The following is a 13,889-nucleotide window of genomic DNA, read 5'->3' on the forward strand; positions in this document are numbered from 1 at the left end:
CAAATGATGGCGTTGTCGTGGCAGGCTGACCACCGCGCCTCAGCGATCCTCGTCTGCCTGGCCCTGTTTCAGGCTGCGGCGGTCGCCCTCACCGGGCTGAGTCAGCGCTGGCTGGTCGACGCGGCCGGACTGGGCACAATCGGGGGAATCGCCGCGGCCGTGGCCGTCGGGTCCTTCGCCCACGCCACCTTGTCAGCGGGCGGTCGAATACGGACCAATTTGCAATACGACATGGCCAGCCGTGTCGATGTAAAAGTCAACGAGCAGGTTCTCGACACGGTCAACCGCATCCCCACAATCGAACATCTGGAGAACCCCGAATACCTCGACAAACTCACCGCGCTCCGCGCGGGCACCCGCGCACTTTCCGGCATCGGTTGGGGGATGGCCGAAACAATCACGGCCCTGGCCAGTATTCTCTTGTCACTCTGGCTCCTGTTGGCGGTCCATCCCGTGCTCGGACTCCTCGCACCTATGGCGATGATCCCCTTCTGGACATCTCACCGCGGCGAGAAGATGGTGCTGCGTGCTCGATACGTGAGCGTTCCATACGCACGCAGAGAAAATGCGCTGCACCAAATGTTCACGACACCCGAAGACAACAAGGAGATCAAAATTTCGGGTGCGGGGCCGCAGGTGAACAGCGAGGCCACCGAGGCATGGGACCAGGTCGGGACGATTATCCTGCGCGCCGAGCTGCGCAGCGCCATGTGGAAATTGGCCGGATGGGCCTGCTACACAGGCGGTTTCATTGCTGCGCTATCGGTGGTCGCCTACCTGGCCAGCCGCAGCGCCGCCACCCTCGGAGACCTGGTCTTGGTTCTAGCACTGGGTGCCAGAATGCGCTGGCAGGTGCGCTACGCGGCGGACAGCTTCGATCAGCTCTCCGAAGGTGGCCAGATCGCCGAACACTTCATGTGGCTCAACGACTTCGCCGCGCAGCACTCGACTTCGGGCCTGGCCACACCGCCGGCACCGCTGCGCCACGGTATCCGATTGCGCGGGGTCAGTTTCAGCTATCCCGGCGCGACCTCGCTCGTGCTGAAGGACATCGACCTGACGCTGCGCCCGGGCTCGACCATCGCCCTGGTGGGAGACAACGGAGTCGGCAAAACAACGCTGGTCAAACTGATCACCGGGGTCTACACACCGACCATGGGGCATATCGAGATCGACGGAGTACCCAGTACTTCGATCGACCCCGACGCTTGGCGGGCGTGCTGTTCCGGCGCATTCCAGGACTTCGTGAAATTCGAACTGCCGGTGCGGGAGGCAGTCGCCATCGGGCGCATCGACCCGCCAGCCGACGCCGACGAGGTGGTCGATGCTCTTCGTCGCGCGGGCGCACTGTCGTTCAGCACAAACCTTCCACATGGCCTTGACACTCAACTCGGTCACAATCACGCAGGCGTGGATCTTTCACACGGCCAATGGCAGCGGCTCGCCCTCGCACGGGGGCTGGTGCGCCAGGACACCTCGGTGCTGGTGCTCGACGAACCCACGGCGGCCCTGGACCCGCAGGCCGAACACGACCTGTATGAGGAATTCGCCAAAGTCGCGCACAAGCGCCCCGGACGCGTGACCCTTCTTGTCTCCCATCGCTTCTCGACCGTGCATATGGCCGATCAAATCGTCGTCCTCGTGGACGGCCGCGTTGCCGAGCAAGGTACCCATCATGAACTGATGGAGAAGCGAGGACGTTACGCCGAACTGTTCACCACCCAAGCTCGCGGTTATGGAATACAACACCAGCCCGACGAGTCCGCGGGCCCGACGAGGAGGCAAAATTGTTGAGTCAGCATTATTCATCCATCCACTCCGTGGAGAAGTTTCTGACAGGTGAAGAAACGGCGGCCGTCATAGACGCACTGGATGTCGCAATCGGCGCGGCTGCGGACGGTTTCGATATCAGACAGGCACCGGAGCGCTCTGTTCACGAAATAACCGGCCACAGCCCGGCCGACACTGTTGAAGTATTCGAACCGGCGGGCAGAACGGAGATGCGCCACTTGCCGAGCGAGGCTATCGCAGTACTGAATACGGCTTCGGACCGTGCACTACCCAAAATCCAGGCAGTATTCCCCTTTGCCGAAGGCATCGGTGACTGGATTTATATCGATTACGGTCCCGGACAGTTCGTCACTCCTCATATTGATTATCCGAGCGACCCGAGCTGTCCCGGACTTGTAAAATACGCCGCAATATCGGTAACGCTGCAGCACGCTACAAAGGGCGGCGAGTTTTTCGTCGAGACAATCTCCGACCCGGACCAACGCGACTCCGACGGCCGGGTGCTGCGCGACCTGCACTGGGCGGACCGCGATTTCCGGGAACGTTCTCGAACACGGTGGCTGGTCAGGCCAGGGCTGGGCGATGCCATTCTGTGGGGCACCGAGGTTTCGCACGGTACCCGGCCGGTCCACCAGGGCTGTGAGCGAAAACTGATAGCTTTCGTGCAAGCCGGGAATGCTGCGGCGATGGGATGAATCGTGACCGACGCCACGAAGCACATTCTTATCATCGGAGCAGCACTCGCCGACGAATTCGCGAACTATGCAGGCAGCGCTGCTCGTACCTCGATAATCGCACGTGGGCGAAGCATGGAAAAGCTGGTCGAGAGTCACCACGCTCGTGCCCCGATAAGCCCCCGCGACAGCGACGACAGCTGGATTCGCGCGGCCATCGCGATCCACAACTCGCGGCCCGTCACCGGGATAGTGGCGTTCGGCGAGTCGAACCAGATCCAGGCCGCGCGGATCGCCGCGCAACTTCGACTCCCGTTCCACACCGTCGAAACCGCTGCGACAGTCCACGACAAGCATCGAATGCGTGAACAGTTGAACAGACACGGACTCGACGACATTCCCCACGCCCGCATCCACAGCGCCCATGAGATCGCCGACTGGACGAGGCGCCACGGATATCCCTGCATCGTCAAACCTTCGGCTGCTTCGGGCAGTGCCGGTGTCAGCGTCGTGCGGGGGCCAGTGGAAGAGCAAGCGGCGTACGACCGTGCACACAGCCAGCGGGGTAGTCGTGCCAACTCCGACTGGCCCGGGATCACCGTGGAAGCATTCCTCGACGGGACACATGTCAGCGTCGAAGCGATCTCCGAATCCGGTCGCCACCATGTGATTGCGGTGACCGCGACGGCGTACGACCCGCACACTTTCGTGCAGTTGGGCCATGCCACGCCCGCAGCTCTCGAGCTCGCGCAGCTACACCGGATCGAATCCTACGTTCCCGAAGTGCTGGATGCGCTTGGCATCGCATCCGGGCCGACCCACACGGAGCTGATGCTGACCTCCCGGGGACCGCGCGTTATCGAGACACATCTCCGACTCGGCGGAGACTTCATTCCGGAACTGGTGCGGCGCGCGACCGGATACGACATGCAGACCGCGACATTCGAGCTGGCGCTCGGTCAGGAAGTTCGAAACTCCTTGCCGCGCATTCACCGCCCACCGACGACCGCCCACGCAGTCTGGTTCCGGAGTGCGGAGGCCGACTGTATCGTCGAGCGGATCCACCAATCCGAGCCGACGAACATCAAGCAGTTGGTTCCCGACGGCGCGGCGGTGCGCGCCGCATCGGGTATCGACAGCAGAATATTGTGCGCATTCGCCGAAGGACCGACCGCTTCCGACGCCCTCCAACGAGCCCGGCGCAAGCTGCGTCGGGCCGACATCGACACAGCACCGATGCGGGCATAGCCCATGCCGCAACGCGTCGACTCCGTGGAAATACTCGACCATGTGGTCAAAAAACGGCTGTCGCATCGGGCACTCGAGGGATGGCGAATGATCTACAGCTTCGAGGGCCGGATAAAACGCCCGAGCGTGCCGCGGACAATCGCGCTCCAAAAACTCGGCGACGGCACCTGGTTGGGCCTGTTCGAGCGAATCCTGGGCGACTACCCGAATATGGAAACTGCGGACATCGCGTTGGACGGCTACTGCGAACTGCAAGCTGCAGCTCGGTACGAGGACGCGACCTTCGCGCGGATCGTGCGGGAGCGCTGCAAGAACGAGGTATGTCGCATCCGGCTGGACTTCGGACACCGATCCGGCGATGTCCTCGATGATGTCGAACCAAAGGTTTTGAGCTGGGCGCATTGTTCGTCAACCGACGAGCTGAAGCAGAGAGCCGCCGAAGCATGCGATCTCCTGGGACATTTCGAATGCGAAAAGTATCCCGGCTTCAACAGCGTGACGCCGGTCCATGGCGATTTGCATTGGAACAACATCTTGATCGATAGAGCTCGAAATCCAATATTTCTCGACTGGGACGACTCTTATCTCGGGATCGTCGGCATGGGCTACGACGAGCTTTTGCTGGAGCGACCCGTATCGAATCTCTCGACGCAGTTGCGCAGGCTCGAGGCCGAATTCTCCCGAAACCTCGGATCACCTACAGGTGCGATCGCGCATTGTGTGGCTCTCGGCGCCATAGTGCGCATGGCGCAACTCAGGATCAAGCTCATCGAACTCGGACGGCCCCGACAGCGACACCAACTGTACGCGATCGCATGGCTTTCGCGGCTGCGAGACATACTCGAATACACCCACCGCGGCGATGTTCGAACGGACCCCGAGAGCACGGTCGACAGATGAACGATACGGATGGACACAACGCTGTCACACCCTACCGAGTGATCGGGTCCTTCGCAGAACGATCCTCCCCACGATTCGGACTATTCCTTACCTTGCCGAGTTCGGAATTGACGGCGGTCGATGCGAGCACCGGGGTGTGCCTGGACCTGAGCTCCGGCAGACGGTGGCAGATCAAGAATTTCCCGGACAACACCTACATCGCTGATTCCGCGACAACCGCAGACGGTCGAATCTACCTCGCACTCGGTGCCCGGACGTGGAAGACCGGAAATGGATCGTGGTCGCTGGCCACGCTCGATGCCGAGACGTCCGAGCTGACCCGCTTGCCGTGGCTTCCCGACTCCTCGTTTCCGGTGTCACTGACTGCTGCGGACTCTCGACTCTTGGTGGGCCTCGCGGCGTCCCCCCGACCCGGTAAAGACACCTCCGAGGGAGGGGTATGTGAAATCGACTGTTCCTCGGCGCGGATCCGGTGGCTCTATCGCCCGAGCCCGAGGGACTCGTTCAGCCCCGCCGGTTTGGCAGTCGGCGTCAACACGACCTACTTCGTCGATACCGGCAACCACGCCCTGTATGCGTTGGCCGGTGCCGGACTGCGATTGGTAGCGGGACATCCAGGCAGCCCGGGGCGCGGACCGGACCGCCTCAACTCCCCATCGGGTGTCAGCGCACAGAACGGATTGCTGTACGTCAGCGACAGCCGCAACGGACGCGTCCAGGTGTTCGACGAAGACGGTGTACTGCGCACCACGATCGGCGCGACGGCGTCCGAGTCCGTGCGACGGTTGAAGGATCCGCGGTCGGTACGCCCGTCGTCGGCGGGCACGATCGTCATCGCCGACCCTGGCTATCGCGCGGTGACCCGCTGGAGCGTGAATCCTGTTGTCGAAATACAACGTTGGGGCCCCGAGCCACCCACCGGCATAAATCTGTCCTTCCCGAGGTCTGTCGACGTGTCGCGGCGCAGCCTCTGGATCGCAGACTCGAACAACGACCGGATCCTTCGGGTACAGCAGGATTCGAGCCGCGGCTACACCGCGATCGACTGCACGACCGGAAAGGGTCTGTCCTGGCCACGCTCGGCCCGGTGGAATCCATCGCAATCGCAGATGTCGGTATCGGATGGCCTGAATCACCGCGTCGTGCTCCTCGATGAGTCAGGCGGCGTCGCTTCGGAGTTGGACTCGACGAGTCTGGGTCTGCCGATGAGCGATCCACATGACGCCCGATGGCTATCGGACACCGAACTGCTGATCACCGACAGCGGGACAGCGACAGTAACGCTGGTCGACCTCGTCAGAGGAGTCCGGTGGTCCTCGTCCGAGCTGATCGATCCACACCATGCGACGGTGCACCAGGACACTGTCCTGGTGGCCGATCCCGAGATGTCGGCGATCGTTGTCATCGACAGCGCAACTGGCGAGCAAAAACGAATAGTGGACGGTCTGACCACCCTGGACGGAAAGTTCGTCCCACTCGTCCGCCCGCGAACATGCTGGGCGGCGCGCCATGGCCTCGTCATTGCCGACGAAACCGGCGCCGTACATTTCACCGATCGGGCATTACAGTTGATCTGTACCTGGGACGGCCGGTATCGGCTCGACGACCACACCGAACAATTGCGCGCCCCCCGCGACATCAGTGTGATCGGTTCCACCTTGGTAGCGACCGATTACCGCAACGATGTCGTGATCCTCATCGAGTTGGCCTCGATCCTTCGCCGGGCTCGTGCGTCGTCGTGACCCTGCCGGGTGCCAACGGGTTTGCGGCGTAATGCAATCGGATGATGCCATCACCGTGTTGTTCGGCTGCGGCGTTGACACCGAAGACATCTCGCAGCAGGTCCGGTGTCATCACCTCCAGAACCGGGCCTGCGGTGACGACGCGGCCGCTATCCAGCACGACGAGCCGATCACAGCAGCGAACCGCGAGATCCAGTTCGTGCAGAACCGTCACCGTAGTCACCGCGGTCGCCCGGACCACGTGCAGCAATTCGAAACGTGCCCGGATGTCGAGGTGATTGGTCAGCTCGTCGAGGACCAGCAGGCGCGGCTGCTGGGCCAGAGCTCTGGCGAGCAGCACTCGCTGACGCTCCCCGCCCGACAGGGAACCGACACTGCGTCCGGCGTATTCGGTGACACCGACCCGAGCCATGGCCTCCTCGACGGCCCGGCGGTCGGCGGTGGTGTCCCTGCTGAACAGTCCATGATGTGGATTGCGGCCCAAAGCAACTGTTTCCCGGACAGTCAGCTCCGGTCCGCCGGCACCGTTCTGCAGCACCGCCGCGGTCGTACGGGCCGCCGCCCGCGTGGACACCGCACCGATGTCGGCGCCGTCGATCAGGACCACGCCGCGCTGCGGTCGCAGCGAACGATAGATGGTGCGCAACAGTGTGGTTTTGCCGCTGCCGTTCGGGCCGATCACCCCGACCAGAGCACCGGGCGGGACATGCAGCGTGACAGACTCCAGCGCGAGATGGTCGCCGAAGGCCAGACTCACTCCGGCAACGGACAATTCAGCGGTCGGCTCGCTCACACCGAACCGCCCCGCCGCAGCAGCCACAGGAAAAACGGAGTGCCGAACGCCGCGGTGAAGATGCCGAGCGGCAATTCGGCGGGCGCATCGACAGTCCGCGCAAGCACATCCACCACTACCAGATAGCCGGCGCCCATCAGCGCCGACAGCGGTAGCACCCGCCGATGGTCGGTACCGAAGATCAACCGGATCAGGTGCGGAATCATCAGACCGACGAAGCCGATACCACCCGCCGCGGCAATCAACACTCCGGTGATCAGGGAAGCCAGCACCAGCAACACGATGCGTAGTGCGCGTACATCCACACCCAGCGCGGTGGCCTGTTCGTCTCCGGTGGCAAGCACATTGAGCCGCCTGCCGAAGGCGAGCACCACCGCGACGCCGAGCAGGACCACGACGGTAGCGGTGCCGAGCCGGCTCCAGCTCGCTCCTGCCACGCTGCCCATGGTCCAGAACATCACGGCACGCAATTCGTTCGGATTAGCACGCAACTGCAGATAACTCGTCGCCGCCAGCAGCAGATACCCGACGGCGACGCCGGACAAAACCAGGCGATTCGGCACAAGATTCCCGCGCTGCTGTCCCAACACGAACACCACGGTGACGGTCAGCATCGCACCTAGGAAAGCGGCAGTGGACACGCCGAGACCGCCCAGCGCGCCGCCCGAGGTGACGATCACGACGACCGCGCCAAGTGCGGCGCCCGACGACGGGCCGAGCACATACGGGTCGGCAAGCGGATTGTTCACCAATGCCTGCAGGACCACGCCGGACACGGCCAAACCGCAGCCGCACAGCGCGGCAAGCAGGACTCGGGGCAGCCGGAAGTTCCACACGATCTGATCGACAGTGAAATCGGTGGCCGCAGTCCTGCCCGACACATGAGCGACGATCACACGCCCGGTATCGGCCGCCGACACCGACACCGAACCGACACCAATCGACAGCAGCGTCACCCCGAGCAGCAGCACAGCCGAGACGATGATCGCTGTCGACAGAGGAGTAGTCGCCAGCGGCGACTGATCGCGCGGGCGCGTCGTCATCGGAACTGCCCGGGATGCACGAGCCGGGCAATCTTGTCTATCGCGACGTCATTGCTTGGACCGAGATAGATCGAATCCGACAGCGCCACATAGTTATTGTCCTTCGAGGCAGTCCACTGCGGGAACTGCGCAAGCAGCCGTCTCGCGACCGCGTCGATATCCGGTGCGTGGTAGTTCACAACGATCAGACCATCGACCTGCGTCGCGGCCAGATGGTCCTTGCCGACCGTGACCAATGTGACGCCGTCGCCACGGTTCAACGGATTCGCCGCACCCGCCTTGTCGAGGACGTCGTTCCAGATGCCCGCCGCGGCGAAAGACGGGAGATCCGTGCCGCCGCCCATATCCATGCCGGTGAACGCGATCAACACATTCTTTCTGGCCTGCGTGGCCACGCGGGCATGGATACCGGCGACGTTGCGCTCCGATTCACCGATCAGTCGCTCGGCCCGGCCGGAAACGTCGAAGATCTTGCCGAGATCACGCAGCAATTGGTAGCTGTCATCAACGGTCGCAGTGCCCTGGACAGTCCCAACGGCACCGCAGGAACGCGGCGACACATAGGTGTTGGTGCCCGCGGCTGCCAGCTCGTCACGGGAAGCGAAACCCTGGTCGGCGGAGAAACCGTCGGCGTAGGTGGAGATCACGAAATCCGGCCGCAGGGTGAGCATGGCCTCCCGGGGAATGTCCTGCTGGCTGTTGAGGGCGACCCCACCGGTCGGCAGGGCCGCAATCGCCGCGGCCCTGCCAGGTACATCGGAGCTGCCGTAGGACTGGGCGTTGGCCGCGATGCGGTCGCCGACACCGAGCGCGAGCAACGATGTCACCTCCCCGACCGAACCGCCGTTCATCACAACGACCCGTCTCGGCGGCTCCGTGAAAGTCACGCGCCTACCGCAATTGTCGATGTTGATCGGATAGTGAACGGCTCCCTCGGTCGGCGCGGCGGACGCCACACCAACCGACGACGACTCGGGAATCGTGGTCGAGCACCCCGCAACAGCGAGTGTGCTCACCGCGAGCACCATCACCACAGCACGATTCATGGCACGGTCTTCCTTTCACAGGTCTTCCAGGACACGGTCCCCGGTCAGACCAGGGTGCGGGGGAAAGAATCCGGACGTGATCAGATAGCCGACTGCCGCGGGCACGGCCGCGAGCGAATCCGGTTGCGGCACAGCAGAATCGGCGAGCGCAGCACGAGTGTTCGCGCGGCTGTACGCCACCGGGTCGCCGGACGGCAGCAGATGCGCGGCATGGGCGCGGGCGATCACCAGCGAATAGTCGCCGTGCGCTGCGGCCCGATTCTCCAGAGCCACCAGGCGTTCTCGCCACCGCCGGGCCGACGTCGTCGCGATCCGATAGCCCCGCGTCCGAAGTTCATCGATGATCGCGGCAACAGCGACTCGGCGTGGACTGGTCAGATGATAGGTGCGAGCCGGACCACCGGCGAGCAGGTGCACGATGGCCGCGGCCACCCAATCCACCGGGACCAGGTCGATCGTCGCGGAGTCGTAGACCTCGCGGGGAACGGCCTCGAGCACGACCATGGCGCGAACCAAGTTCCAGAAGGCGTCGTCCGGACCGGTTGCGCCGGACTCGGAATGACCACCGACCCGGCTCGGCCGGTAAATAGAAACAGGCACACCGCGGTCGGCCGCGGCGTGCGCCAAGCGTTCAGCGACCCATTTGCTCTGGACATACCCGTTGGGCGGCAACGACTCCGCTGGCACCCGGCGGTCTTCGGACAGAATCGCGGGATTGCCATCGACGGCATGGGCGGTATCGCAACTGGATACGAGATGGACCGGCTTGAGCACACCGGTGGTCGCCAGCCGCAGGATGCGTTCGGTACCTGCGACATTGGCCGCCCGCAGCCGCGCATAGGGTTCGAAATGATGGACGCGTGCCCCGTTATGGACGATGAGGTCGATGGACTCCGACAACTGCCGATAGCGCATTGCGGACAATCCGAGCAAGGGCCGGGTGAGATCGCCTGCGAAGGCGGTGACCCGAGCAGCTAGCCGACCGGAGTCCAGGCCGTAGCTGCTGCGGGAGGCGAGCAGGCGATCCCATGCCGCCGCGTCATTGCCGGCGCGGACCAGGCAGTGCACATGCAGGTCGGTATTCTCGAGCAGAGCGTCGAGCAGAAACGTGCCGACGAATCCGGTAGCACCGGTAAGCAATACCGTGTGCGCAGGGCCACTCGCCCGCCGAGCCGCCGCAGCCCGCACGGCCTTGTCGAGGACGACCTCGGCAGCGAAATTGGTCTCGGCCAAACTGGATTCAGTGTGCGAACCGGCATCGAGCAGCGCCGCGAGACCGGAGACCGTCGGGGTGTCGAATATCGCGCGTAGCTCGAGCCGCACACCGAAGACTTGCCGAATCTCGTTGAGCACCTGGGCGGCGCGCAGCGAATGCCCACCGAGGGCGAAGAAATCGTGATCGATTCCGACAACCGGCAGTTTCAGCACCTCGGCGATAATCCGCGCGAGTACGCCTTCGGTGGCAGTGCGGGGCGGTCGAACAGGCGCGGGCCGCGGCACCGGCAAAGCGGACCGGTCGATCTTGCCGCTGATGCTACGCGGAAGCCGTTCGAGCACAACGTAGATCGAGGGAACCATGTAGTCGGGTAGACCCGCCGCGGCATGAGCGCGCAACCCGGCCGCGTCGGGTCGGCCCGAGCCCGCCACGGCGACCACGTAAGCGACCAGAATTCCGTCGCGCACGACGACGGCCGCGGCGCTGACCAGAGGGTGCGCGAGGAGGATGGCCTCCACCTCCCCGACCTCGATGCGGTAGCCACGCAACGACACCTGGCTGTCACCACGATCGATGTACTCGAGATGACCAAGCGGATTCCACCGCACCAGATCACCGGTCCGGTAGAGACGAGTACCGCACCCATCGAACGGGTCGGCGACAAAACGTGCGGCTGTTGCACCCGGATCCTGTAAATAGCCAAGCCCGACAGGAGCTCCGCCCACATACAGCTCACCGACCACGCCCGGCGGCACCGGCTGCAACATCCGGTCCAATACCCGGCAGCGCGCGTTGACGATCGGCACGCCGATCGACGGCTCCGGAGTTCGCGCAGCATCGGCCCAGGTGCTGTCGACAGTGCATTCGGTGGGCCCGTAAAGGTTGTAGATCGAGACGCCCGGGCAACCACGCAGCGTGGCCCAAACGTACGGATCCGCAGCCTCACCGCCAAGAGCGACCACGGTGGGATGGTGCGGCTGTGCGAACAGCCCCGCGGCAACTAGCTCATGGGCGAAAGTGGGTGTGATATCGAGGAAGTCGATGCGGTGGCCGCGCAGGTACGACGACAACCGATCGGGGTCACGGCGCAGTTCGTCATCGATGACGTATAGCTCGTGCCCGGCCAACATCCACAGCAGGCCCTCCCACGAGGTGTCGAATGACATCGCGGCGATGAGGGCTGCCCGCATCCGGCGGCCGCCCCGCCGCGCCGCTTCGGGTTCGATGAGATGAATGCGGTGATGGTGAAACAGATTCACCGCGCCGCGGTGGGTGATGACCACCGACTTGGGCGCACCGGTGCTGCCCGAGGTGTGGATCAGCCAAGCCGGCTCGTCGGGATGAATCGGCACGGTCTCCGGGCGGCCCACGATGCCGGTCGGTGCGGTGGACTCGGGACAGTCCACCACCACGAGGTGGTCGCGAAATCGGTCCGGTACCAGGGCGCTCAGTGCGCGCGTTGTGAGGAGGGCGGCAAGTCCGCAGGTGTCGGCCGGAACATGCGTCAGCGCGTCCAGCTGCCGTTCCAGTCGCCGAATCGGTTGGTCGGGTTCGAGTGGAACATAGGCAGCGCCGCAGGCGAGTACGGCGAACAGCGCGGTGATGGCCTCCGCGGTCCGGGGCAGCAGCAGCGCCACCGAGTGGCCCCGCCGTACCCCTGCGGTCCGCAGCCGATCGGCCAGACGGGCTGTGCGGGAACCCAATTCACCGAATGTCAAGCTCACCACTTGGCCATCGACACTCGGTGCCGTGAGTGCCCGATCGTGCGGCGTCTGCTCGACCCGCTCACTGAACAGCTCGGTGAGACATCGCTGCTGCCAGGAACCGCTCGCACCGTCACCAGCTGACCGCAGCAGCGCGCGTTCGCCGGGCAGGAACAGATCCGCGCGGCCGATCGGTGCGTCGGGCGCGGCTGATACGACACGCAGGAAGCTGGTGAAGCGCCGCAAATGCGCAGCGAGGTCGGCGGCGGTGTACGCGTCCGGATTGCCGTCCAGGCACAGGATGGTGCCGGACCCGTCACCGCGGTCGTAAAGATTGAAGGCAAGGTCGTCGACGAGTCCGGGAGACACGTTCACCACGGTGCTCGAGCAGCCGAGGAAATCCAGGTCGTAGTCGAACAGCATGATGTTCACCGACGGGCCGTACATCCGGTGGTCGCTACCGGCCAAACCGAGGTCGCGTCGCAACTCTTCGCTGCGATAGCGGTGGTGGCGCCGGCTGGTGACCATGTGCCGGGAGATCTGCCTGGCCATTACGGCGAGGCCGGCACCAACGGGGGATTCGACCCACACCGCAATCGTGTTGAGTGTCAAGCATGGCACTCGCAGGGCGGGTGAACCGGTACGCAACATCACCGGCAGCGCGAGACAGACGTGGTCGGCGCCGGTCATGCGATGCACGTACGCGGCGACAGCCGCCGTGAAGACCTCCGTCCACGTGGTGCGGGCCGCCGCCGCGACTTCCCGCAGTCGCACCGTGACATCACTTGTCAGCACCGCCGATTCGCGCAATACCCGCAGCGCCGCAGACCCTGCGCGGGGCCGCGCCCGCGAGACAGTGACCGGCGCCGGACGCCCGCGATGGTAATCCAGCCAGAACTCTCGATCCCGAACGTGATCGCCGGAACCCATATACGCAGCGTCGGCGTCAGCCACCGCATCCCAGGAACCGAAGGCGGCCGGCGGCGGCTGCGCACCGGTCACCCCTGCGTTGTAGAGTTCGGCGACGCGTCGGGCAACCAAGGCCATACCGAACCCGTCGAGGAGAATGTGGTGTGCCCGGTGGTACCACAGCGTGCGCTGTGCGTGCAGCCGAAACACGATGTGCGTGAACAGATCACCGCCGACGAGGGGGCGGGGGTGCTCGACGTCGGCGGCCATGTGATCCAGCGCCGCTTGCAGCGGATCGGGATCGCCGGAGACATCCACGACCCGGACAACACCTTGTGGCGGAACAACTCTCTGGCCAGGGGCGGACTCGGAGTCGGTGAACCGAACGGTGACGGCGGGCGCCTCGGCAACTGCCCCTCGAATGGCGCCAACCAATACCTCGACCCGGACCGGGCCCGCGATATCGACATACTCGGCGATGTTGAACAGCGGCGAGTCCGGTTTGAGCTGTTGGGCCAGCCACATACCCCACTGCGCGGAGGTCAGCGGCCGAGCCTCGGTCGAGTCGAACGGCCGCGCGGAACCGGTCATGCCGGCCGCGGTCGGGCCAGCAGCGGCCACCAGGCCTGCAGCATCGGTGTTTCGGCAAGCTCCACAAAGCTCACCCTGACCCCATGGGTCTTCCAGAGCTCGATGAGTCCGATCAGCCGCACCGAATCCAGGCCTGCGTCGAACAGATCGTCGACATCACCCACCTCATCCGGCTGCAGAAACAGCACATCGGCGATATGGGCGCGGACCAAGTCGTAAGTCAGTTCACCCAT

At 64.3% G+C, this 13,889-nt stretch carries 10 protein-coding genes; 5 read left to right on the top strand and 5 right to left on the bottom strand.

Annotated elements, in window-relative coordinates:
* Window positions 1-3: 3 nt before the first annotated feature.
* From ACIA8C_RS22930 to ACIA8C_RS22950, 5 genes are all read left to right on the top strand, one after another.
* Window positions 4-1,794, top strand: a complete 1,791-nt coding sequence (locus ACIA8C_RS22930; RefSeq protein ID WP_397137815.1) for an ABC transporter ATP-binding protein — start codon at window positions 4-6, stop codon at window positions 1,792-1,794.
* Window positions 1,791-2,486, top strand: coding sequence for a hypothetical protein (locus tag ACIA8C_RS22935; RefSeq protein WP_397137817.1), 696 nt, complete (start codon window positions 1,791-1,793; stop codon window positions 2,484-2,486). Before ACIA8C_RS22930 ends, ACIA8C_RS22935 begins: the two co-directional genes overlap by 4 nt.
* Window positions 2,487-2,489: 3 nt before the next feature.
* Complete coding sequence (locus ACIA8C_RS22940) at window positions 2,490-3,713, top strand: acetyl-CoA carboxylase biotin carboxylase subunit family protein (RefSeq protein WP_397137819.1); 1,224 nt, start codon at window positions 2,490-2,492, stop codon at window positions 3,711-3,713.
* Between the two features lie 87 nt (window positions 3,714-3,800).
* Entirely contained in the window at window positions 3,801-4,613 is an 813-nt protein-coding gene (locus ACIA8C_RS22945; RefSeq protein WP_397137821.1) for a phosphotransferase, read from the top strand.
* Window positions 4,614-4,705: 92 nt separating this feature from the next.
* Window positions 4,706-6,355: a hypothetical protein gene (locus ACIA8C_RS22950; protein ID WP_397137823.1), complete on the top strand. Its 1,650-nt coding sequence runs from the start codon at window positions 4,706-4,708 to the stop codon at window positions 6,353-6,355.
* Here the strand turns inward: ACIA8C_RS22950 and ACIA8C_RS22955 are convergent.
* From ACIA8C_RS22955 to ACIA8C_RS22975, 5 genes are read right to left on the bottom strand one after another with little or no spacing between them, the layout of a single operon-like run.
* Window positions 6,309-7,148 carry an ABC transporter ATP-binding protein gene (locus ACIA8C_RS22955; protein WP_397137825.1) on the bottom strand — a complete coding sequence of 280 codons (840 nt, stop codon included), beginning with the start codon at window positions 7,146-7,148 and terminating at the stop codon, window positions 6,309-6,311. The two genes, ACIA8C_RS22950 and ACIA8C_RS22955, sit on opposite strands and share 47 nt — an antisense overlap.
* A complete protein-coding gene (locus ACIA8C_RS22960) occupies window positions 7,145-8,191 on the bottom strand; it encodes a FecCD family ABC transporter permease (protein WP_397137827.1) in 1,047 nt (348 codons plus the stop codon). Before ACIA8C_RS22960 ends, ACIA8C_RS22955 begins: the two co-directional genes overlap by 4 nt.
* Window positions 8,188-9,237, bottom strand: a complete 1,050-nt coding sequence (locus ACIA8C_RS22965) for an ABC transporter substrate-binding protein (RefSeq protein WP_397137829.1) — start codon at window positions 9,235-9,237, stop codon at window positions 8,188-8,190. The genes ACIA8C_RS22960 and ACIA8C_RS22965 overlap by 4 nt, the downstream gene beginning before the upstream one ends.
* A 15-nt stretch (window positions 9,238-9,252) precedes the next feature.
* Window positions 9,253-13,656 carry an amino acid adenylation domain-containing protein gene (locus ACIA8C_RS22970; protein ID WP_397137831.1) on the bottom strand — a complete coding sequence of 1,468 codons (4,404 nt, stop codon included), beginning with the start codon at window positions 13,654-13,656 and terminating at the stop codon, window positions 9,253-9,255.
* Window positions 13,653-13,889, bottom strand: a complete 237-nt coding sequence (locus tag ACIA8C_RS22975; protein ID WP_397137833.1) for a phosphopantetheine-binding protein — start codon at window positions 13,887-13,889, stop codon at window positions 13,653-13,655. The genes ACIA8C_RS22970 and ACIA8C_RS22975 overlap by 4 nt, the downstream gene beginning before the upstream one ends.

The organism is Nocardia sp. NPDC051321, assembly GCF_044455225.1.
GTDB lineage: Bacteria > Actinomycetota > Actinomycetes > Mycobacteriales > Mycobacteriaceae > Nocardia.

What these genes read in the sequence shown, in the direction of transcription:
- ACIA8C_RS22930 (WP_397137815.1), top strand. Translation starts at nt 4, where the DNA reads ATGATGGCGTTGTCGTGGCAGGCTGACCACCGCGCCTCAGCGATCCTC.
- ACIA8C_RS22945 (WP_397137821.1), top strand. Translation starts at nt 3,801, where the DNA reads ATGATCTACAGCTTCGAGGGCCGGATAAAACGCCCGAGCGTGCCGCGG.
- ACIA8C_RS22960 (WP_397137827.1), bottom strand. Translation starts at nt 8,191, where the DNA reads ATGACGACGCGCCCGCGCGATCAGTCGCCGCTGGCGACTACTCCTCTG.
- ACIA8C_RS22965 (WP_397137829.1), bottom strand. Translation starts at nt 9,237, where the DNA reads ATGAATCGTGCTGTGGTGATGGTGCTCGCGGTGAGCACACTCGCTGTT.
- ACIA8C_RS22970 (WP_397137831.1), bottom strand. Translation starts at nt 13,656, where the DNA reads ATGACCGGTTCCGCGCGGCCGTTCGACTCGACCGAGGCTCGGCCGCTG.
- ACIA8C_RS22975 (WP_397137833.1), bottom strand. Translation starts at nt 13,889, where the DNA reads ATGGGTGAACTGACTTACGACTTGGTCCGCGCCCATATCGCCGATGTG.